This is a genomic window from Corynebacterium sp. MSK297 (assembly GCF_030232885.1).
Lineage (GTDB): Bacteria > Actinomycetota > Actinomycetes > Mycobacteriales > Mycobacteriaceae > Corynebacterium.
Genome location: NZ_JASPGD010000004.1, coordinates 94436 through 115306 on the forward strand (window position 1 = coordinate 94436; position 20871 = coordinate 115306).

Below are 20871 nucleotides of genomic sequence, written 5' to 3' on the forward strand. Positions count from 1 at the left end.
CAATGTCTGCTAATTCCGCAGAACCGCTGATTGATCGAGCAGATAAGAAGTCCACAGCGAGGTATATCCCAGTTCGTGCTGGGGTCTACCCGATTTTCGTTGCAGCTTTCGTTGTGGTGTTCGTGATTTCGAATATCACGGCCAGTAAGGGTGTAACCATTGGCCCGTTGGTGACTGATGGTGCGTTTTTCTTGTTCCCGATTGCCTATGTCATTGGCGACGTGTTGGCAGAATGCTATGGCTTTAAAGCCACTCGCGTTGCGATCTGGACAGGTTTTGCCTCCGCACTGGGCGCTGTCATCGCATTCTATATTGCTATTTGGTTACCCGCGGCGGATTTTTACGAAAACCAAGAAGCGTTCTCTACGGTGCTCGGGCTGGTGCCACAAATCGTCGCAGCGTCGTTGGCTGGATATGCCGTTGGCCAGTTGCTGAATGCTTGGGTGCTGACGAAGATGAAAAATCGTGACGCCTCGGCGCCATTGTGGCAGCGGCTGATGGGCTCAACCGTGGTTGGCGAATTCGGCGACACCCTGGTGTTTTGCCTGATCGCCGCTACCGCGATCGGCATTAGTACACTGCCTGATCTCATCAATTACGTCACTGTGGGGTTCGTATGGAAGACCGCGATGGAAGCGATCTTATTGCCCGTGACCTATAGCGTGGTTGGATGGGTGAAAAAGCGCGAGCGGTACAGCTGAGGTCGGTGCCAGCGATGGGTCGGCATAATGGGGTGCATGAGCACGGAACGCAATCATAATTATTCGCATACCCGCCAACACGGTGGCAACAGTGGCACTGCACTTGCACCGCTGGAGCTTACCGACATCACAAAGGTACTGGTGGTCGTCGCACACCCCGATGATCCGGAATACGGTCTCTCGGCGGCATCGCATGCCTGGATCCAGCAAGAAGACATCGAGGTCGGTTATTTGTTACTGACTTCTGGCGAGGCGGGCATTGCTTCGATGACGCCAGAAAAATGCGGCCCGTTGCGTGCCGACGAACAGCGGCGTGCGTGCCAGGCAGTGGGGGTGGATTCGCTGGAGATCTTAGACTTCCCGGATGGCCACTTGGTCTATAGCCTAGAATTACGGCAGGTCATTGCACGCAAGATTCGCCAGTTCCAACCTGATGCCATCGTGACGCTGCCCATGGGGATGGAATTGCCGGGTGGGTTAAACCAAGCTGATCACCGAGTAGTAGGACTCGCTGCCCTGGATGCCGCGCGAGATGCTGCAAACCCGTGGGTATTCCGTGACATGGACGAACCGGCATGGTCAGCTCAGCGATTTTGGATCGTCAGCGATGTAGACTCTGACCATATTTACCACGTTGGTGACGACGATGAACAGGCAGCGATTTCCTCGCTGGCCTGCCACGAGCGCTACCTAGATGAGTTGGACGACCACCCGGCGGCGAAAGATTTCATTCCCACGGTATTGCGTGGTGAGGACCGTAGCGGCTCCCCGCACGTGAAGTTTAAAGTTTATCGTCTGTAGGAGTTTCCGGAGGCACTGGTTGGTGAATGACTCGGTTACCGTGCGGTAACGGTTGCACGATCGCTGCAGCCGGGTAAATATCTAATGGCTGCGCTAAAGCCGGTATCGTCACGAAACGTGGTGCACCGGCAGGTAAAGCCACTACCATCTGCCCGTCTGCACAGTATGCCCGTACGTTGATTGGGGACTCAACTGGCTCTGGCAAAGCAAGCGTGCCTAATTTATTGCCATCGAGAAACACGCTGGTTCCTGCAACAACCGCATACATATGCGAAGTGCCATAATTGCGCATGTCGTATCCCGACTGCACCGGGAAATACCGTGACCCAACAATGACGGGGCCTTCGGGGTTGTTCACCGCTACGATCCATGGAGCGATGGGCGCGAGGATCTCGACCCGGATCCGGCCGGTGCCGAGACTGATTCGTGCAGTCGCCGAAATTCTCACTGTGCGCAGCGACTGCAGGGCGTCGACGTCGGCAAGTAGTGCAATCACGCCCGTGGCTGCATGGACGCGCCAAGCTCCGTGGAACGTCATAGTGACGGGAAGTTCTATTTCGACTGGCTGCCCGCCAGTTTCGCGTGCATGTCTGCCTTGCGGCTGGTCTACCTGCACCATGGGCAGGCTGAGTACGGCTGCACTGAATACGCGCTCGGCCACGATCGGGTCGCTGATGTGGACGGCGCTAGTTGGCAGCGGAAAATTCTGCACTTGAATCACCCTGACTGTCGCGCAATGTGCACGGCACGTTTAACATGCTTGGTAATAGATCTTCGGCAATGAACGATCTGCACTACCACTCTGCAATACAACACCGCTTAGTTTAATCAGTCACTGACCTTCGGGAAACGATGTACGACATTTCCACGATCTTATTCGCGTTCGCGCTCACGCTCGCCGCCGGGCTTTCCACCGGAATCGGCGGCGCGATCGCAGTTGCCAAAAAGCGCCCTGGGCCAGCGTTTATGGCCGCCTCATTGGGGTTGTCTGCTGGTGTTATGCTCTACGTTTCGTTCGTCGAAATCTTACCGAAGGCCATGGAATCCATTGGCGGTTGGGCGGTCGCCGGATTTTTTGCCGGAATCCTCATGATTCTCATCATCGATCGGTTGGTTCCCGAAGAGGTGAACCCGCACGAGCCGTTACAGCTGCACAACGACCCGAGAGCTCGATTTCTTAAGACCGGGGTGTTTACTGCCGTGGCGATTGCTATTCACAACATCCCGGAAGGGATTGCGGTGGCGATTCCGCTGCGCGAAGCCCTGGGTTCTAGATGGAAAGCGTGGGCGGCAGCGACTTTGTCGGGTTAAGCAGAACCCGGGTTGTGGGTACGATCTGAATCGAGGAAGCTCTGGCACGCAGAAAGTGCCACCTATTCTGAGCGAATGAGTACGCCAAAAGCGCATTGCAAAAACCCTGGGCAAAGCCCGCAAGACCTTTGCTGGCACTTCCCAGTACCAGCCGGTGCTCATTTGCCAGCGGAGGCGCATCACCTGCTCCTTCAGCTCTCTTAGCACTGCCGGGAGCATCGACATCTTTAGGTCGATGTCGTTTCCGCTTCTTCTTACGCTCGAAGTGCTCCCAGAAATCACGCTCGTCCCCGCAGATCCGTTATTGCGATCGATCGCCCGACTTTGTTCGAAACGCGTGGGCATGAAGGCTGCTTAGGAACCACCGGCTAGAAGTTCCTCGAATGGCACGAAAGGTTCAGGCAGTTGTTTTCCGGCCGATGCGCTCTTCGACCTCATTCCTGCGGATCGAGTTTTTCTACGACATTCCAGAATAGGTTGGGATCTTTATCCCCCTCACGCCTCGTAACACTATCCCACTTGCGAACATTGTTTGGCGTAAAGGTTGGAGACTGTTTATTAGATGCAACGATCAACCGCTCACCGTGTTCGAACAACGTAGTTTCGAGCTTTTTCCATGCGTTGACAGACCTCGTCAAGAAAATGTAAGCGCCACTGTCAAACGCCTGTTCAAGAAGGTACTTTGTGTACTCTTGGCTAGGCAGATTTGAATTTTCGATCTTATATGTATCCGCCTTTTCGGAATGGTACGGAAAGTATTCGATTACGGCGAACTTTTTCCTAAGAATCCCGTAGGCACGGTCGAGGCTCGAAGGAAAATTCTCACCCTCAGTAGCCAAAACAACGTTATGGAAGTTGTCGATATCGGGTTTTTTAAGCGCCCTCAGATCTTCCCTAGCGCGTGGAGAAGTCAGTGCAAGCAGCAGAAGCTTAAAACGGGCACTATTAAAGAGAGACTTCCATCCAGATTCCGTCTCGATTTCCGCCCCAAAATACCAAGTATGGGGGGAACTATAAAGTGGTTCCTCTTCACCTTTCCCAAGATTCGGAGTGGGTTCAGCCCAATACATTTCCCTTTTTTCACCGGAAAGATTAGCAAGAATCTCTTCGCATTTAGGACGGAAGGCCCTGACGTCGCTAGAGATTCGCTTCGCAGTATCGTCTGAACGGCTGCCACCCGGGTTTAGTTGCAACGCCACAAAAGAAGCGGTGGAAGGATCTCCAATAAACGGCTCAGGTAGAACATTGAGCTGAAGCTTCTTTTTAACATCCCCGATCGCAAGAAATGGCCCAAGAGCATCTTTATCGCAATTCGCCACATATTCGCCATCGTTGTTGGGGGCTAAATCTTTCCATGGGTTAATCATGAGACAATGTTAACAATTCGACGGATAAGAAGCTCGGAAAACTTGTGGTCGGAACGTTACTACCGTTACGCTGCGTCTCCACATTCCAAAAGAACTGACCAGCCACGGCCTTGGGCTGACGTTACGACCTGCCGTTGAAGAATTCCTTCCTCCACTCCACCATATCGACGCGGCGCACCCAATCAGCCAAAGCGTTGGCAGCATTTGACGACGTAGCCCGAGACAAAGCCGCAACAACCGGGCGGATTGCCGAGGTGCTAGACCTTATCGACCCGGGCATCACGCCCGAGGCCACAATCTCTATCTACCGTCGAGCAGTGGGGCATGGGCACGGCTTGACAACCTCGACGACTACGCCCCACTAGCTCGCGCTATGGCGTTTAACGACGTGAGCGATACGCCGAACGGTGAGCGTGACGTGCTCGACCGCATGGAAGAGCTAACAGGCCACCGGGCACGTTTCGCCGCGCTCAAGGTCGATCGTCCCGAGGTATTAACCGCCGAGTCCGGTGACTTATGACCTTGACCCGGCCGCCGACATCTACGCCGAGTAGTCCACATGGACGGATTACACCTCACGGTGTGGCCGTGCCACCCTCACGGCTGATGGCAGCGGGCACTACTTCACCAAAGCCTTGGGCTACCGGTGGACGACGCCGACGCTAAGGCCTTGGCTCGGTGGGAGCGGCACCCGGTCACGCTGACATGGACACAGTGCATGAACGGCGTTGTACCCAAATGCACCTTGTTACATCAGGAGAAACCGTAATAGGTCCGGTCATCGACGCCGCTACCACCGTTCTTAGCCCTAGCGAGGTGGTGGGCTCACTTGAGTTTGCCCGTCGTGTGGCGGGCTATGCCGGTGTGCCCAATATCGACCGCACGGTGGCAATACTTAAGGCCGCTGGGCCGAGCAATCACGAGGTGCACATGTTGCAAGGTGGAACCTCACGCCGCCGCATGTACAGGCGCTATATCGGCAACTTAAGCGGTAGGCCGGGGCATTTCTTTAGCCGACGTATGGGCAATTTTGACAAGTTCATTGCCGAGCACGAGGCCAACTGTCGGGCAATTGGCACCCGCATGAGGGCCAACTTGCAGCTTGACCGACCGCAGAAGAAAGAGAGCGTAAACCAATGACAACCAAGAACGATCTTGACCGACTCGGTGTCCATATCTACGGACACAACACCCTGAGACCAATACACATGGCAAGCGAGAGTTTGGCCACAGTGACTCAATACACGCCCTCCGGCGCACGGGTTAACGGCCGCGGTGACCAGGGCGTGGTGAGTCACGAACAGGACGACGCCGCCGACAAGCCTACGCCCGAGCGGTGGCGCCTCGACGAGGTGCGCCCGACTACCGATGTGTACTCAACAGGTAACGACGACTTTGACGCTATCGGGGCGCGCATGAGTGCCCGGCACGATGCCGGAGGTGTAGTCACCGTCGATAACCGGCATGTTCTCAATGACACGCCTGGCTTGCCCGGTTTTGATTACTAGAGTTAGCTACTAGCTAGATAACTAGCCACTCGGGATAGACCAGCGCCCCGGCACTCACAATTTGAGTGTCGGGGCGCTGGTGTTTAGCAGAACCACTCGGTGCCGTCGTGGGGTTTGCTTTCTTAATGCTGATCATGGGGCCTGTGGCGTTGGGAGTTGTGTTTTCCGCCGTTGCCGGCGTGAAGGTGTTTATCAGTTTGGATAAACTCTTGCCGACGGCTGAGGTGACTGGGCGACACCATGCCGCCGTATACGGGCTCATAGCGGGTATGGCAATCATGGCGGTGTCATTGTTGCTCGGTGCCTAGTTTTGCAGTGGTGGGGTGAGCTCAATAGTTGCCGGGTCAGCCCAGGAAATGGGGAGGTTCAAAGCATCCAGCCAGGCGAGGACATTATCATTGTGGCGGGTAATGCCTTCTACCGCGCGCAGCGTGGCCTCGATGGCCTGTTCAGCATCCTCGGCACTAATGAGGCCTTCAGCCGTGGCTTCTGCGAGTTCGTCAATATCGAGTACGTCGACTTGCTGCCCAGTTAACGAAACGATGTCGACGTACAAATCCCGGGTGTGCCAAGTGTGCGTTGTTTCGGTGGATACTGATTGTGGGATGGTTGAAGAAACTGCGTCTTGCTTGTTGATATCAACCTTGCTGATATCGACAATGTCAATGTAGTAATCTTGCGGTCTTTCATAACCTGGGCGGTAGTGAAAAATGCTCACGCGCAGGGAAAGATCTGGCAGTAGCCACGATTCCAGATAACCGAATTGTGGATGATCAGCGCCCCGGGCCATGTACAAACCGAATTTTGTTTCATTGTAAGTATCGACCATGCGGTGGAAGCCTTTCGGGTCGATATTGATGCCGCATTCGGTGGCGAAAGTTTCTTGCTTAACTGGGTGCATGATCTCAACGAAGTTTAACTGGTGATGATGGCTGCGGTGGGCAAATAGTTGCACTTACTGTGTTCGGTGTGCACGCTGCCTTCAAGCAGGGCCATGATGGTTCCACGACCAGTATCGGCGACGCCAGATATGGTCGCTGGGCCTTCGGGATTAATGCCGTGATTGTCCAAGGCGGTAGTACCGTACTTTCCATTGCTCAAGTTGAACCAGTGTGCCCGCATATTTTGGTTGTGGGCAGCTGGGGCGGTTCCTAGTGCCGTGAACAGGAAGGCGGTTTCGTTGGCGCGCGCGCCCGGGGCTGGAATCTCCGCTGGCCCTGGCACTGCTATTGCTGTGCCGACGCTATTGTGTGTGCCGTTGATGCATGAGCCTGCCACCGTTGGCCAGCCAAACTGTGTGAAATTCGGGCCTTGTTGTGGCAGCTCAGGCCCGCCAGTCTCACCGGCGCCGATGGCGAAATCGAGTGCCTGCAAGATTGCATCCCGTGCTTGGGGCGGTATCCACGGCTGGTGGGCGAAATCACGGATTTGCGCGGCTGTTTTGGGGGTAGGACGTCCCAAATGATCAACCGGAGAATAGCGTTCGAAAAGATCATCGAGCTGGCTGCTTTGGAGATCATCGAGGTCATTGAGGTGGTGCTCAATTGTGGGCGTCGGCGACATGCTGGAAGGCATCGGTGCTGCCTGGGCCTGCAGGGCAGATGCTGCGATGAGGGCACAACCAGCGGTAATACTAGCCATGATGGTGCGTGGGTGGATGGCTGCGACCATGTGATCCTCCGTGAACCGGGTTTGGGGATAAAGTCTGTCTGCGGTAAGTGCCTAAGTATAGCGACTTCGTAAGCAGTTCTTCGTCTGTGAGAATATTTATTATTGTCACTCTAGTAACAGGGGCAACATCTGTCACAATTTTTATAAGGTTAGTTGCCCGCGGCGCTTAGCGCAATGGGAAATTCTCTGGGGTGGTGAATTTTCTGAGGCTTTGTCGGGGTTGTTTTGCCGCATTGGATGTTGTGCTGTTCTTTATTTACGCGGTTGGGGTTGGAGCTTGTGGGGGATGGGGAGATTAAGAAGATGCATGTCGGCTGCAAGACGAGTATCGTTGAAGCGTTAAAACCCACAATCTTTCAGGAGTACTGTGAACACTGAGTTCCGCAACGTCGCAATCGTCGCACACGTCGACCATGGCAAAACCACGCTCGTCAACGGAATGCTCGAACAATCCGGTGCGTTCGGTGAACATGGCGAAGTCAATGATCGCGTCATGGACTCGAATGACCAGGAAAAAGAGCGTGGCATTACGATCCTTGCGAAAAACACCGCGGTTCGTCGTAAAGGCCTGGGTAAAGACGGCGCCGACCTTATTATTAACGTCATCGATACCCCCGGCCACGCTGATTTCGGTGGTGAAGTCGAACGCGGAATCTCGATGGTTGACGGCGTAGTGTTGCTTGTCGACGCCGCCGAAGGTCCACTGCCACAAACTCGTTTCGTGCTTACCAAGGCTTTGGAGGCAAAGCTGCCGGTGATCATCGCCGTCAACAAAACGGATCGTCCAGATGCCCGCATCGACGACGTCGTGCAGGAATCCCAAGACCTGCTCTTGGAAATCGCCGCTGGTCTCGAAGACGAAGGAGCGGCCGCGGCAGCCGAGGAACTGCTGGACTTGCCTGTTCTTTACGCTTCGGGCCGAGAAGGCAAAGCCTCGACGGAGAATCCGGGCGATGGCAATGTGCCAGATTCTGAGGATCTGCAGCCACTGTTTGATGTCATCTACGACGTTTTGCCGGAACCATCCGCCACTGTCGATGCTCCACTGCAAGCGCACGTTACCAACTTGGACTCCTCGGACTTTTTGGGACGTCTCGCGTTACTGCGTGTTTACGCCGGTAAGATCACCAAGGGGCAGCAGGTTGCGTGGATTCATTACGACGAAGACGGCAATGAAAAGACCACTAATGTCAAGGTCGCAGAGTTGCTGCGTACCGTAGGCTTCGACCGCCAACCAGCGCAGGAAGCGATCGCTGGTGACATCGTCGCTATTTCTGGTATCCCGGAAATTATGATCGGCGATACCGTCGCTGATCCAGAATCTCCGAAGGCGCTGCCGCGCATTGCTGTCGATGAGCCAGCAATCTCTATGACCATCGGCGTCAATACCTCACCATTGGCCGGTCGCGGAGGTGGCGACAAGATGACCGCCCGCTTGCTGAAAAACCGCCTGGACCAAGAACTGATCGGTAACGTTTCGCTGCGCGTTCTGCCCACCGAAAAGCCAGATGCTTGGGAGGTGCAGGGACGCGGTGAAATGGCATTGTCTGTCTTGATTGAATCCATGCGTCGGGAAGGCTTCGAACTGACCGTCGGCAAGCCGGAAGTTGTCACGCACACCATTGATGGTCAGGTGCACGAGCCATACGAGATCATCACCATCGACGTTCCGAGTGAATTCCAGGGTGCCGTTACCCAGCTGTTGGCTGGTCGAAAAGGCCAGATGCAATCCATGGACATTAAGGAAGGCGACTGGGTTCGCATGATCTTCCGTATCCCGGCCCGTGGTTTGATTGGTTTCCGCACGCAATTTATGACAGAAACCCGTGGTACCGGTATCGCGAACTCCATGTCCGATGGCATGGACGTGTGGGCCGGACAGATCAAGTCTCGCGCCACCGGTTCGCTGGTTGCAGACCGTTCGGGCAAAATCACCCAGTTCGCGCTGATGTCGCTGGCTGACCGTGGAAACTTCTTCGTTGAGCCGGGTGCAGAGGCCTACGAAGGCATGGTCGTTGGTGCTAACAACCGTGATGAAGACATGGATATCAACATCACGAAGGAAAAGAAGCTGACCAACATGCGTGCAGCTTCTGCGGATACCACAGTCACTCTGGCTAAAGCCAAGACGCTGTCATTGGAAGAAGCGCTGGAATTCTGTGGCAATGACGAATGCGTCGAAGTTGCTCCAGAGGTACTGCGCGTGCGCAAGGTAGAGCTTAACGCTGCTGAGCGTCGTCGTGCTGCATCCCGCGCGAAAAACCAGAAGTAGGCAGACAGCCGCAGAAGCTGGATAGCCCAGAATGCTTGGCACTTAACGTGACCTAAGAAGAATACGTACAGCCATGATGCGCAGACACGAAACAGCCGCATTGCCTGCGGAAGATACCGATGCTGGCTCGGGAAAGACCCGGCGTCGTCACATGTTTCCTGGTGCCATCATCGCTGTTACCGGTTTGTTGACCGCATGCGTGGCCAATCCTGGACCACCGCCAATTGAGTTGGGGCAAGAGGCTGAATCTAGCGCTTCTGATGTTGCTCGCGGAGATAACCCATCAGCGTCAGAAAGTGGAGCAGAGCAGTCTCGTCCGGGAGAATCCGACGCGGAACAGCGCGAACACGGCCGAAATTCAGCGGAGAAGTCGCAGGTTGGTGTCGGTATTGACCCGATCCATTTTGGTTTGAACCCGCACCTGAAAGCTAATCAACAAGCTGTCGTCGATGATATTGCTGCGCTTGTGTTGCCGTCGGCGTTTGTGAACGGTGAGATTACGGAGCTGTTAGATTCCGCAGAAGAAGTTCCAGTGAATGAGCACCACACTAGAAGCGACGAGCAGCAGGGCGAAAAAGATAGTGCGAGGCCTGCCGAGGCCGAATCCGAGTCGGCGGTAGGCACGTCCGCACAACCGGTGGATCCCGCGGACCAGCCTGTCGTCCAGAAGGTGCGCTATGAAATCTCAACCCAGGCGCAGTGGTCCGACGGAACCCCAATCACAGGTGAGGACTTTATCTATTTGTGGCAGCAGATGACGTCCACGCCGGGGGCGGTCGGTGCTGCTGGCTATTTCGCGATTTCGGATATCACCACCACCGCCGGTGGCAAAATCGTCGATGTGGAGTTTTCGCAACGTGTCAATGATTGGTGGGAATTATTCCGCTACTTGTTACCTGCGCATTTAATGAATACGCCGTTTGCGGCAGCTCGGGAACTACCCGCTAGTGCAGGCCGTTATCACATTGACGGCGTCGATTGGGCACGCGGAAAGGTAACGTTGCACCGCAATGATCGTTTCTGGGGCGCTGATCCTGCTCGGATTGACGTGCTGGAATTGACCGAGATTCGCAATCCAGCGCAAGGACTTAATCTCATGCGTTCCGGGCAGATCGCATTCGCCGATCTCACCCCAGGAGAGACGACGTTTTTATCCTATAGTGCCTTGCCAGGAACCCAGGTGTTCCGTTTGAATACTCAGCGCCAACTACAGGTGGAGCTCTTGGGGCAATCCCCAATTTTCCGGGAACACGACGTGCGTGCAGAGTTTGCTCGCGCGCTCGATATTCCCTCGCTCGCGGTGCAAGCGACTGGTCGACGTACTGACCTCCGAATTCCTGGAAACCCCGGCGAAGCCGCCAAGATGGTTGGTAGCGGCGACTCCGCAGTACACGATGGCACGATGGGGCCTAGGGAATTGTTTGAGGAACACGTAGCCCTTTTGCAGCAACACACGAGCAACCAGCGCCCGCTTCGGATTGCAGCAGATCCAGCCGATGCCGTGGCCAATGCCGCAGCGAGCGTCCTGGTGGACCGGATGGTGGCAGCCGGCGTAGTCGCGGAAGTGGTCACCGATGATTTTGTCTCAATCAGTGAAGAATTGGTACCAGATGGTGCTGTCGATGCGGTAATTAGCTGGAGCGATACAAGCACTACGTCATTTAATCTTGCCGATGATTTGCTCTGTCGTGCACCAGCGACCAACACCGCGCATGCTGATTGGTTACCGCAGTGTCTACCCGAGATTGGAAACGCGTGGTCAGAGGTGCTTAGCGGGGCAGTAGATAATGATCGAGCGAGCCAACTGGTTTCGACGCTGGAATCGGATCATGTCCTGCACATCCCGGTGCTCGATGAGCGTCGAATTCGGATTCTCGGCAGCGGTATGGTGGGGCCGGAACCAGAATTGGAAGACTGGTCGGCCGGGTTAAAATTGGCCCCATTTTGGGATTTGGCAGGTCCAGGAGGTCCAGCAGGTTCTGCTGATAAGCGGGCTGCTGCTCCATTGACCGTGGAACCGGACAACCCCGAACCATAATTAATAACCGAATGTCGCTAATACATTGAACTGATTTGTAGACCATGCAACCCTGTGCATCGACATGACACAAAAATACACCTGGAGGTAGAGCAATGAAGGTGTTGGCGGTACACGCTCACCCCGATGATGAATCAATATGGACAGGCGGCGCCTTGGCACGTTTCGCTCGTCAAGGTGCTCAGGTCACTGTCTTGACGTGCACGAATGGTGAAGAAGGCGAGATTATTGGGCGAGCGGAAATCGTGGAGGATTTAGCCGAGTTTCGTCTGCATGAATTAGCCGACGCCCTCGATATCTTGCGAGTACGTGGTCACAGACTAAATCTTCGTGATTCGGGTATGGCAGGGTCGGAGTCTGCTAAACACCCACAGGCATTGGTCAATAACGTCGATAGTGCAGCCAGCGCCGTCGAGAAGTTCTTGCGGGCAGAAGAACCCGATCTGGTAATTACCTATGGTCCTGACGGAGGTTATGGGCATCCAGACCACATTGCTGCGCATGATGCCACACACGAGGCGTTATCTCGGGTACATGCCGACGGCATTGACCCCGAAGTCTGGTGGACGGTTCTGTACCGCGATGGGGTTGTGGAAGGCCAGAAACAGTTCGCCTTGCCAGCGGACTGGCAGTGGCCCAGCCAGGAATATTTATTCAATGGCACTGATGAGATTGCCGATGTGGGTTTAGAGCTATCTGAGACGGAAGTAACAGCGAAACGCGAAGCTATGGCTGCCCACGCCACGCAAGTGTGGCTTGCCGACGGCCGAGCCTCGGAAGTCAATCCAGAGACCGTGACGACCACTCATGACGACGCCCTCGCTGGGGTTTATGCCCTGTCAAACTTGTATGCCTACCCGATAACTCGCACCGAGCATTATCAGCTCCCGTTTGGTCCTGGGCCGATTGCGCGTGCACAGGAGCAGCATCGGTGGGTAAACGAGTAATACGTACTGAATTCAGTCGCGGCGAGGTCGTCGGGGCCCTCGTCTGGCTGAGCATTTTCGCTTCCGTTGGTGCAGTTTTTTGTCTGCAGTATTTGCCCGCTACCATCGAACTCAAGGTTACGAGCCTGCCGTGGACTATCCCATTAGCCTTCGGTTGGTGCCTGGTTTTGGTGAAAACCGCCACGTTGTGGTCGTCGAACTACCTTGTTCAGCTACTTCCCACGGTAATCTGGATGGGTGTGGTTTGGCTGATGTGGCCCACGTCAGCTGCGGTTGCGTACGTGGTGGGTTTGGTGTGTGCCGTCCTGGCAGGAGCAGCTTGGCCGGTCATTGCTTACCACAAACACCAAAGAAGAAGCCGTCGTACCGAAACAGCACAAAATACTCAGGAGAACCCATGACCTATATCATTGCCCAGCCCTGCGTCGACGTGATGGACCGCGGCTGTGTGGAAGAATGCCCGGTTGACTGCATCTATGAAGGCAAGCGCATGTTGTATATCCACCCGGATGAATGCGTTGACTGTGGTGCGTGTGAGCCAGCTTGCCCGGTAGAGGCAATTTTCTATGAAGACGATACCCCGGATGAGTGGGAAGAATACTACGACGCAAACGTTGGTTTCTTTGATGACCTTGGATCTCCGGGCGGAGCTGCGGGCTTAGGGCCACAAGATTTCGACCATTCGATGATTGCAAAATTGCCTCCACAAAATCAGGACGTCGAGATTTAATTCTCCGGTGGCCGCTAGGGCCGACACCAGCTCGCCTGGGATAAAATCGGCTGCACACGACCGATTAAGGATAAAAAACGATGATGCGCACACCTTCGCTTCCAGATTTTCCGTGGGATAGTTTGGCCGGGGCCAAGAAAACGGCTGAATCCCATCCCGACGGGATCGTGAACCTGTCTGTAGGGACACCGGTTGATCCAGTCGCTCCAGGAATTCAATTGGCATTGGCAGAATCGGGTGCAGCACCCGGGTATCCGCAAACAGCGGGTACCGAAAAACTCCGCGCATCCATTTCTGCTGCGTTGCAGCGGCGTTATCACATGCAGGCCGAATCCGTGTTGCCTGTCGTTGGTACGAAGGAAGCGATTGCCTGGTTGCCCACTTTGCTGGGAGCGAAGTCCGTTGTCATTCCAGAATTGGCGTACCCTACGTATGAGGTTTCTGCGCGGTTGGCGGGTGCGAATGTGATGCGCGCAGATTCTCTTACCCAAATTGGTCCAGCAAAACCAGATTTGTTGTATATCAACAGCCCGTCGAATCCGACAGGAAAAGTCTTGGGTATCGAACACTTACGCAAAGTAGTGGGCTGGGCACAGTCGCGTGGCGTCATCGTTGCCTCAGACGAGTGTTATCTGGGATTGGGTTGGCAAGGCGAAGACGAAGACCAACCCCTGTCTATTCTGGATCCTCGGGTGTGTGATGGCGATACCACCAACTTGATTGCTATCCACTCGCTGTCGAAAACGTCAAACCTGGCGTCGTACCGGGCTGGTTACTTGGCCGGCGATCCGGAAATCATTTCGGCGCTGTTGCAGGCGCGCAAGCATGCAGGTCTCATTGTGCCTGGACCCATTCAAGAGGCGATGCTGGCTGCTTTGGATGACGACGCTCACGAGCTAGAACAGAAACAGCGTTACGCGCGTCGTCGCGCACAACTATTAGGTGCGCTGCTGGATGCAGGTTTCCAGATTGATAATTCTGAGGCTGGCTTGTATTTGTGGGCGACCCGCGATGAACCATGCCGTGACACTGTCGATTGGTTTGCCCGACGCGGTATTCTTGTCGCGCCCGGAGAATTCTACGGCCCGAAGGGTAAAAAACATGTGCGTGTTTCGTTGACTGAAACCGATGAACGCATCGATGCAGCCGTAGCACGGTTGCGCGTAGAGCAGTAGTTTTTGCTGCTGTTTGTTTCTTATTCGGTCGTCGAAAGGGACTGTGTGGTCGAATCTCCACCGAAGACGGTGCAGACGCTTGCTCACTTCCGCCAATTTATCCAATTTGGGATGGTGGGCGGTTCTGGCGTCATCGTCAACCTCACCGTGGTGTATCTTTGCAAAAAATTTGCTGAGGTAGCCTTCGCGCTCAATGAACGCGATATTTTTCTGCCATTGTTCAACACGGATTTTAATATCCGTTGGTACAACGTATTCACCATAGTCGCGTTTATTGTTGCGAATATTTGGAACTACCAACTTAACCGTTCCTGGACATTCAGAGGCGTTTCCTCTGTCGGGTGGCTCCGCGGATTAGTACCGTTTATGGTCACAGGGGTTGGCGCACTGGTTGTTTCGCAAAGTGTTCTGGTCTTGCTGATGAACCCCGAATCGCCCATCGCATTGCCGGAGCACATCTTTGACGATTCTACTGGATTGCGTACAAAGTTTTATTGGGCGAGCGCCATGTCAATCCTGGTTTCGATGCCGGTGAATTTTGTGATTAATAAAGTATGGACGTTTCGGAAAAGCCCCAAGGGGAGCCGAGTGGTTCTCGACTCCCCAGCAACTTAGCGTTGTACAACTAGTTTGTCACTAGTTGTTGTGCAAGTCTTCGTTGAGTTGTACAGCAGAGGCTTTCCATTCCGTAGCTTCTACCGAGCCAGATACCGAGTTCCGGCGGAATAGGATTCCGCTGGCGCCGCTTAGGGTGCTGGCCTTGACAGTGGAGCCATTCGAGACTCCGATGGCTTCTGCCACGGAACCGAAGACGGTCAATTTGGTACCGCCGGTGATATAAAGTCCGGCTTCTACTACGCAATCATCACCCAGGGAGATTCCGATTCCGGCGTTAGCTCCCAGCAAGCAGCGTTTGCCCACGGAAATGACTTCCTTGCCGCCGCCCGACAAGGTGCCCATGATCGAAGCCCCACCGCCTACATCTGAACCGTCGTCGACGACGACGCCGGCCGAAATACGGCCTTCGACCATGCCGGAGCCCAAAGTTCCGGCATTAAAGTTGACGAAGCCTTCGTGCATCACGGTGGTGCCTTCTGCGAGATAGGCGCCGAGCCGTACGCGGTCTGCGTCGCCGATGCGCACACCTGAGGGGACGACATAGTCCACCATTCGTGGGAATTTGTCGACGGAGTATACGATTACTGGTCCGCGGCTGGCCAATCGGCCCCGCACCATTTGGAAATCATCCACCGCGCATGGCCCGTAGTTCGTCCAGACGACGTTGGCCAATAGGCCGAAAAGGCCCTCGAGGTTTTGTTCATGTGGCTTGATCAATCGGTGGGACAGAAGGTGCAGACGCAGATATGCGTCGTAGGTGTCCTGTGGTGCCTGATCTAAGTCTGCGATGTCTGTGCGTACGGCGATTCGTGCGACTCCGCGCTCTTCGTCTGGGCCAACGAGATCAGCAAACTGTTGTGGAACCTCATCTAGTTTGCTTGTTGCGCTGGTGGAGACGGATTCTCCCAGTTTTGGTGCTGGATACCAGACGTCGAGAACCGTGCCATCGTGGGTAACAGTGGCAAGCCCGCGTGCCGATGCTGAAGTCATAGAAAAGCTGCAACCTATTCTTTATCGGGGACTGTCATCACGAGCCACACCTGTGAGTGAAGGTATAGTTGTGACTCGCCTTTGCTGACACGAGCATACCCGAAAAAGATACGCTAGCTTAGAGCCTCTCGACGTTCTTTTCTGGGTTGCGTTTATTGCTTGACGACGTTGGATAAACCTTTGCGTTTGCGGTTGTGTTCGACGAATACTGCCGCAAACAGCAAGAAGGCAACAAGCACGGCGACTGCTACCAGCTGGCCGCGAGCTCCGGCGTCGGTGAGCATCAAGATGACGATTCCAGCCAGCGCTGCCAGTGAGATATACCCATCCCAGGGGTAGAAGCCGGCTTTGAACTCATCGAGCTCGCCATTGCGCTTCATCACGGGGTGCAGCTTCAGGTATGACAAAATTGTGAGGATCCAAATGACCAGCAAGCATCCGCCAACGGCGTTGAACAGGAAAGCTAACAATCCTGGCGGATTCCACCATTGCAGTGCAACCGAACCGAAGGCAAAGATCACGGACAAAATAACTGCATTCTGCGGCGACGAGGCCTTATTGGTGTGGGAAAACACTGCCGGGGCGTTGCCATCTCGGCTCATATTGAACACCAGACGTGAGGTGGCATAAATCTGCGCATTAAACGCTGACAACAGCGCAATGACGATGATCAATTCCATGAAGCCGGCTGCGCCAGGGATATTAGCCAGTGAAAGGATCTGGGTGAATGGTGATTCTGCAGCAACGTCGGCATCCTGGATGGAATCAAAAGGTAGCAGGAGGGTGATCACCAGCACTGAGCCGATGTAGAAGAACAGAATTCGGAAAATAATCGCGTTGACCGCAGTTTTCACGTTTTTCGCCGGGTCTTCCGACTCAGCAGCCGCGATGGTTACCAATTCGATACCACCGAATGCGAAGGCTACTGCCAACAAACCAGCAGCTATTCCGGAAAGCCCATTCGGGGCAAAGTTCTCGACAAATTCACCGGGGTTTGCGCCGTCTGCACCCGGCCATAGACCGAAGATCATCAACAGGCCGATGCCGATGAATCCCACAATGACCACGATTTTGATGATGGCGAACCAGAATTCGAATTCGCCAAAGCCGCGGACATTAGCGAAGTTCACTAGAGCAAAAAATACGACGGTGACCAATGCCGGAATGACCGGAGCGATACCGAACCAATTGCCGATAATGGCCGAGGCCCCAGTGATTTCTGCGCCCATGACCATGACCAGCATGAACCAATAGATCCAGCCGTTGGTGAATCGTGCCCAGTTACCGAAGGCCATGCCAGAAAACGTCGAAAAGGAGCCCAGGGAGGGGCGAGCGGCGGCCATTTCACCCAACATGCGCATGATGAGGGTGACCAAAATTCCGGCTACGATATAAGACAATAAAACTGAAGTACCCGAGATTTGGATGCCTAGGCCGACTCCCAGGAATAATCCCGCACCCACGGCAGAGCCGAGTCCCATCATGGTTAGGTGCCGGGTTTTCATCAAGTTCCCACCCTGTTTTTGTGCCGGAGATGACCCGGCTTGCGGTTGCGTCATGATTAGCGCCTTTCTCGTCCTCGCAGAATATAAACACCCTAGCCCAGAGCGTTTGCTGGATCACGTCTTGGGTTGTACTAAATGCACGTTACGGTTTACCGACTGGTCTCGTATGCCGTGCAATTACGCAAACTATTAACACCATCCTGAAAACCCCGCGAATTATGGATAGATCGCGGTAGGCTAGGTGACTGTGAATACACCAGAAGCCCGAGACACTCAATTCTCACGCACGGAACAAGTAGAATCTGCCCAGCCTTCTGGCAAACAATCCCCTCCACACTTGGATTTTCATTCTGATCCAGTGGTGCTGACCGCGGCGTTAGTGGATATTGCTTCGCCATCCCATCACGAAGACACCATTGCCGACGCTATCGAGATGGCATTAATAGATGTGCAGAAGTATGCGGCTGTGGACATCGAGGTACAGCGCTACAACAACACGGTGTGTGCAAAGACCAATGCGGGGTTCGATACCCGCGTGGTACTCGCAGGTCATGTGGATACGGTTCCGATTGCCGATAACGTTCCGCATTCTATTGCTCACGATGCAGAGGGGCAGCCAGTAATGCATGGGTGCGGCACGACAGACATGAAGTCTGGTTTGGCCGTGTACCTGCATGTTTTTGCGCAGCTAGTGCGTCACGGAAATCTGTCGTGTGATCTGACGATGATTGCCTATGAGGGCGAAGAGGTCGCTACTAAATACAACGGTTTGTATCATTTGCAGCGCGATCACCCGGAATGGCTATCCGGTGATTTCGCCCTGCTAGGAGAGCCGTCTGGCGGAATGATTGAGGCAGGTTGCCAGGGGACTTTGCGGCTGAAAGTCGGGGCACGCGGGCACCGGGCGCATTCGGCACGGTCGTGGCTAGGTTCCAATGCAGCGCATACTCTGGCCCCGGTCATGGTAAAAGTTGCAGGCTATCAAGCACGCGAGGTTGTCATCGATGGTTGTACGTATCGTGAAGGTTTGAATATCGTGCACCTGGAGGCAGGCGTGGCAACCAACACGATTCCCGATGATGCCTGGATGTTTGTGAATTTCCGCTTCGCACCCGATCGCAGTGAGGACGAGGCTTTAGCTCATGCGCTCGAGATACTGGGGTTGGATGATCTTGCCGACGACTCGCCCCTGTATGTGGAAGTTGATGACAGCGCTGGTGCTGCACTGCCAGGACTTGGAGCGCCCGTGGCTCAGCGGCTGGTTGAAGCAGTTGGCGGTAATTTCCGTGCGAAACTGGGCTGGACAGACGTGTCCCGCTTTAGTGCCATGGGCGTACCGGCGGTGAACTTCGGTTGCGGCGATCCAGGTTTTGCACACAAACCCGATGAACAATGCCCGACGGCGCAGATTACCCAGGTCGCGGATCAACTTATTGACTACCTGAAGAAAGAAGAAATACCTTCCTAGTTATGGCTTCTCACATGGCTGCAGATCCCTCCCACACTGGTGCCACAGGCGACTCGACGGCGTCGGCACGCAGTACGAACGAAAAACCCACTGCGGACCGTTCGTCGCGGCGTGATGCTAGCATGCGTGGTCCAGTGATCACACGTAATGAAAACCGGTCTCAATCGACCTATGACCAGCGTTTACTGGAGCGTTCTGCTGATCACGACTGGATGCATGCGGATCCGTGGCGGATTTTGCGTATCCAAGGCGAATTCGTCGCTGGCTTCGATGCGCTCGCCAAGCTCCCGAAAGCCGTCACTGTGTTTGGTTCGGCCCGGATCCCGCGGGGGCACCAATACTATGATTGGGGTGAACAGGTCGCGGCGCGACTCGCGGAACGTGATTATGCCGTGATCACAGGTGGCGGTCCAGGACTGATGGAAGCAGCCAATAAAGGCGCATTCGAGTCGGACGGGCGATCCGTTGGGCTTGGGATTGAGTTGCCCTTTGAGCAGAGACTCAATGACTATATTGGGCTGGGAATTCATTTTCGCTACTTTTTTGCTCGCAAGACGATGTTTTTGAAGTATTCGCAGGGCTTCGTCTGCTTACCAGGTGGGTTGGGGACCCTCGATGAACTTTTTGAAGTACTGTGCATGGTGCAAACCAAAAAAGTCACGAGTTTTCCCATCGTGTTGGTTGGTAAGAAATTCTGGTCGGGGTTGGTGGATTGGTTGCAACAACGCTTGTTAGCCGAAGGCATGATTGATCACGCGGATATGGACCTGTTTATTCTCACCGACGATGTCGAGGAAGCCGTCGAGCACATCGTTTCTGTGCACACGCGCATTGCAGAGGCAGATGTGCATGACTGAGATCATGGCGATTATTAATCGCACCCCGGATTCGTTTTATGACAAAGGAGCGACCTTTGCCGAAGATTCCGCGCTAGCACGAGCAGATCAAGCCATTGCCGACGGTGCGAGCATTATCGACGTCGGCGGAGTGAAAGCAGGGCCCGGCGAAGAAGTCACGGCCGCAGAAGAAATAGATCGCGTTATCCCGACGATTTCTGCTGTACACGAACGCCATCCAGAAATCACTATTTCTGTTGATACGTGGCGGGCCGATGTCGCCGATGCCGCTATTAGAGCCGGGGCTGGATTGATCAACGATACGTGGGCAGGTTATGAGCCCGAACTGATCGAGGTTGCCGGAGCACACCATGTGGGGTACGTGTGCTCGCACACTGGGGTTAATACGCCCCGTACCCGGCCACACCGGGTTCATTATGACGATGTGGTTGCCGATGTCATCACGCAGACCACAGCCCTGGCCGAACGTGCAGTATCGTGTGGGGTCCCAGAGCACAAGGTTTTTATCGACCCCACCCATGATTTCGGGAAAAATACCTTCCATGGCCTGGAATTACTGCGGCGCTGTGATGAGCTCGTTGCTACCGGCTGGCCAGTGCTGATGGCATTGTCGAATAAAGACTTTATTGGCGAGACCCTGCAACGTGCCCCGCGGGAACGAGTAGTGGGTACGCTGGCAGCCACGGCCTGGGCGGCGGCCCGTGGAGTAGCCGCATTCCGCGTACACGAAGTGGCAGAGACTGTCGACATTATCAAAATGACTGCTGCTATCGCCGGTGAGCGAGCACCCGAGAACACCATCCGTGGGCTGTTATGAGACCACAGCAAGGATCAGGTGCTCGCGACACATCGTCCTATGACATGCTGTCTTACGACACATCGCCTAATGGTGCAGCGTCTAACGTTGCAGCG

The 20871-nt window shown here is 54.7% G+C and carries 20 protein-coding genes and 2 pseudogenes; 16 read left to right on the forward strand and 6 right to left on the reverse strand.

Annotated elements, in window-relative coordinates; genetic code table 11:
• The first annotated feature begins 2 nt into the window (after positions 1 to 2).
• Positions 3 to 701 (forward strand): queuosine precursor transporter, encoded by a 699-nt coding sequence (locus tag QP888_RS05550; RefSeq protein ID WP_284812509.1) that lies wholly within the window; start codon positions 3 to 5, stop codon positions 699 to 701.
• Positions 702 to 737: 36 nt separating this feature from the next.
• Positions 738 to 1502, forward strand: a complete 765-nt coding sequence (locus QP888_RS05555) for a PIG-L deacetylase family protein (RefSeq protein ID WP_284812510.1) — start codon at positions 738 to 740, stop codon at positions 1500 to 1502.
• Here the strand turns inward: QP888_RS05555 and QP888_RS05560 are convergent.
• Positions 1483 to 2214 (reverse strand): hypothetical protein, encoded by a 732-nt coding sequence (locus tag QP888_RS05560; RefSeq protein ID WP_284812511.1) that lies wholly within the window; start codon positions 2212 to 2214, stop codon positions 1483 to 1485. The genes QP888_RS05555 and QP888_RS05560 overlap by 20 nt on opposite strands.
• Positions 2215 to 2354: 140 nt before the next feature.
• Here QP888_RS05560 and QP888_RS05565 point away from each other — a divergent pair.
• Positions 2355 to 2810: pseudogene (locus QP888_RS05565) on the forward strand (ZIP family transporter); the annotation flags it as partial.
• Positions 2811 to 3247: 437 nt separating this feature from the next.
• Here QP888_RS05565 and QP888_RS05570 read toward each other — a convergent pair.
• Positions 3248 to 4180: a hypothetical protein gene (locus QP888_RS05570; protein WP_284812512.1), complete on the reverse strand. Its 933-nt coding sequence runs from the start codon at positions 4178 to 4180 to the stop codon at positions 3248 to 3250.
• Between the two features lie 388 nt (positions 4181 to 4568).
• Here QP888_RS05570 and QP888_RS05575 point away from each other — a divergent pair, with 388 nt between their 5' ends.
• The 4 genes and pseudogenes from QP888_RS05575 to QP888_RS05590 form a co-directional block, all read left to right on the forward strand.
• Complete coding sequence (locus tag QP888_RS05575) at positions 4569 to 4700, forward strand: hypothetical protein (protein WP_284812513.1); 132 nt, start codon at positions 4569 to 4571, stop codon at positions 4698 to 4700.
• A gap of 218 nt (positions 4701 to 4918) precedes the next feature.
• Positions 4919 to 5320 (forward strand): hypothetical protein, encoded by a 402-nt coding sequence (locus QP888_RS05580; protein WP_284812514.1) that lies wholly within the window; start codon positions 4919 to 4921, stop codon positions 5318 to 5320.
• Between the two features lie 68 nt (positions 5321 to 5388).
• A complete protein-coding gene (locus tag QP888_RS05585) occupies positions 5389 to 5688 on the forward strand; it encodes a hypothetical protein (RefSeq protein WP_284812515.1) in 300 nt (99 codons plus the stop codon).
• 83 nt (positions 5689 to 5771) lie between these two features.
• A pseudogene (locus tag QP888_RS05590) lies at positions 5772 to 5996 on the forward strand (zinc transporter ZupT); the annotation flags it as partial.
• Here QP888_RS05590 and QP888_RS05595 read toward each other — a convergent pair.
• On the reverse strand, positions 5993 to 6589 hold the full coding sequence (locus QP888_RS05595) for a ribonuclease FAU-1 family protein (RefSeq protein WP_284812516.1): 597 nt from the start codon (positions 6587 to 6589) through the stop codon (positions 5993 to 5995). The pseudogene QP888_RS05590 and the gene QP888_RS05595 sit on opposite strands and share 4 nt — an antisense overlap.
• 14 nt (positions 6590 to 6603) lie before the next feature.
• Complete coding sequence (locus QP888_RS05600) at positions 6604 to 7359, reverse strand: Rv1157c family protein (protein WP_284812517.1); 756 nt, start codon at positions 7357 to 7359, stop codon at positions 6604 to 6606.
• Positions 7360 to 7726: 367 nt separating this feature from the next.
• Here QP888_RS05600 and typA point away from each other — a divergent pair, with 367 nt between their 5' ends.
• The 6 genes from typA to QP888_RS05630 all read left to right on the forward strand — a co-directional run bounded on the left by typA (position 7727) and on the right by QP888_RS05630 (position 15136).
• Positions 7727 to 9631, forward strand: a complete 1905-nt coding sequence (gene typA / locus QP888_RS05605) for a translational GTPase TypA (protein ID WP_284812518.1) — start codon at positions 7727 to 7729, stop codon at positions 9629 to 9631.
• Positions 9632 to 9704: 73 nt separating this feature from the next.
• Positions 9705 to 11669 (forward strand): ABC transporter substrate-binding protein, encoded by a 1965-nt coding sequence (locus QP888_RS05610; protein WP_284812519.1) that lies wholly within the window; start codon positions 9705 to 9707, stop codon positions 11667 to 11669.
• 95 nt (positions 11670 to 11764) lie between these two features.
• Positions 11765 to 12616, forward strand: a complete 852-nt coding sequence (locus tag QP888_RS05615; RefSeq protein ID WP_284812520.1) for a PIG-L family deacetylase — start codon at positions 11765 to 11767, stop codon at positions 12614 to 12616.
• Positions 12617 to 13013: 397 nt separating this feature from the next.
• Entirely contained in the window at positions 13014 to 13346 is a 333-nt protein-coding gene (fdxA, locus tag QP888_RS05620; RefSeq protein WP_284571736.1) for a ferredoxin, read from the forward strand.
• Positions 13347 to 13426: 80 nt separating this feature from the next.
• On the forward strand, positions 13427 to 14521 hold the full coding sequence (gene dapC / locus QP888_RS05625) for a succinyldiaminopimelate transaminase (protein WP_284812521.1): 1095 nt from the start codon (positions 13427 to 13429) through the stop codon (positions 14519 to 14521).
• 45 nt (positions 14522 to 14566) lie between these two features.
• The gene (locus tag QP888_RS05630; protein WP_284812522.1) at positions 14567 to 15136 is read left to right on the forward strand and encodes a GtrA family protein; all 570 of its coding nucleotides are present in this window, start codon (positions 14567 to 14569) and stop codon (positions 15134 to 15136) included.
• 21 nt (positions 15137 to 15157) lie between these two features.
• Here the strand turns inward: QP888_RS05630 and dapD are convergent, their stop codons facing one another.
• A complete protein-coding gene (dapD, locus tag QP888_RS05635; RefSeq protein WP_284812523.1) occupies positions 15158 to 16129 on the reverse strand; it encodes a 2,3,4,5-tetrahydropyridine-2,6-dicarboxylate N-succinyltransferase in 972 nt (323 codons plus the stop codon).
• A gap of 152 nt (positions 16130 to 16281) precedes the next feature.
• Positions 16282 to 17688, reverse strand: a complete 1407-nt coding sequence (locus QP888_RS05640; RefSeq protein ID WP_284812524.1) for an amino acid permease — start codon at positions 17686 to 17688, stop codon at positions 16282 to 16284.
• 283 nt (positions 17689 to 17971) lie between these two features.
• On the opposite strand from QP888_RS05640, the gene dapE reads away from it, so the two are divergent.
• From dapE to folP, 3 genes are all read left to right on the forward strand, one after another.
• On the forward strand, positions 17972 to 19102 hold the full coding sequence (gene dapE, locus QP888_RS05645; RefSeq protein WP_284812667.1) for a succinyl-diaminopimelate desuccinylase: 1131 nt from the start codon (positions 17972 to 17974) through the stop codon (positions 19100 to 19102).
• Between the two features lie 122 nt (positions 19103 to 19224).
• Positions 19225 to 19959 carry an LOG family protein gene (locus tag QP888_RS05650; RefSeq protein ID WP_284812668.1) on the forward strand — a complete coding sequence of 245 codons (735 nt, stop codon included), beginning with the start codon at positions 19225 to 19227 and terminating at the stop codon, positions 19957 to 19959.
• Positions 19952 to 20776 carry a dihydropteroate synthase gene (gene folP, locus QP888_RS05655; protein ID WP_502869124.1) on the forward strand — a complete coding sequence of 275 codons (825 nt, stop codon included), beginning with the start codon at positions 19952 to 19954 and terminating at the stop codon, positions 20774 to 20776. Before QP888_RS05650 ends, folP begins: the two co-directional genes overlap by 8 nt.
• Positions 20777 to 20871: the final 95 nt, after the last annotated feature.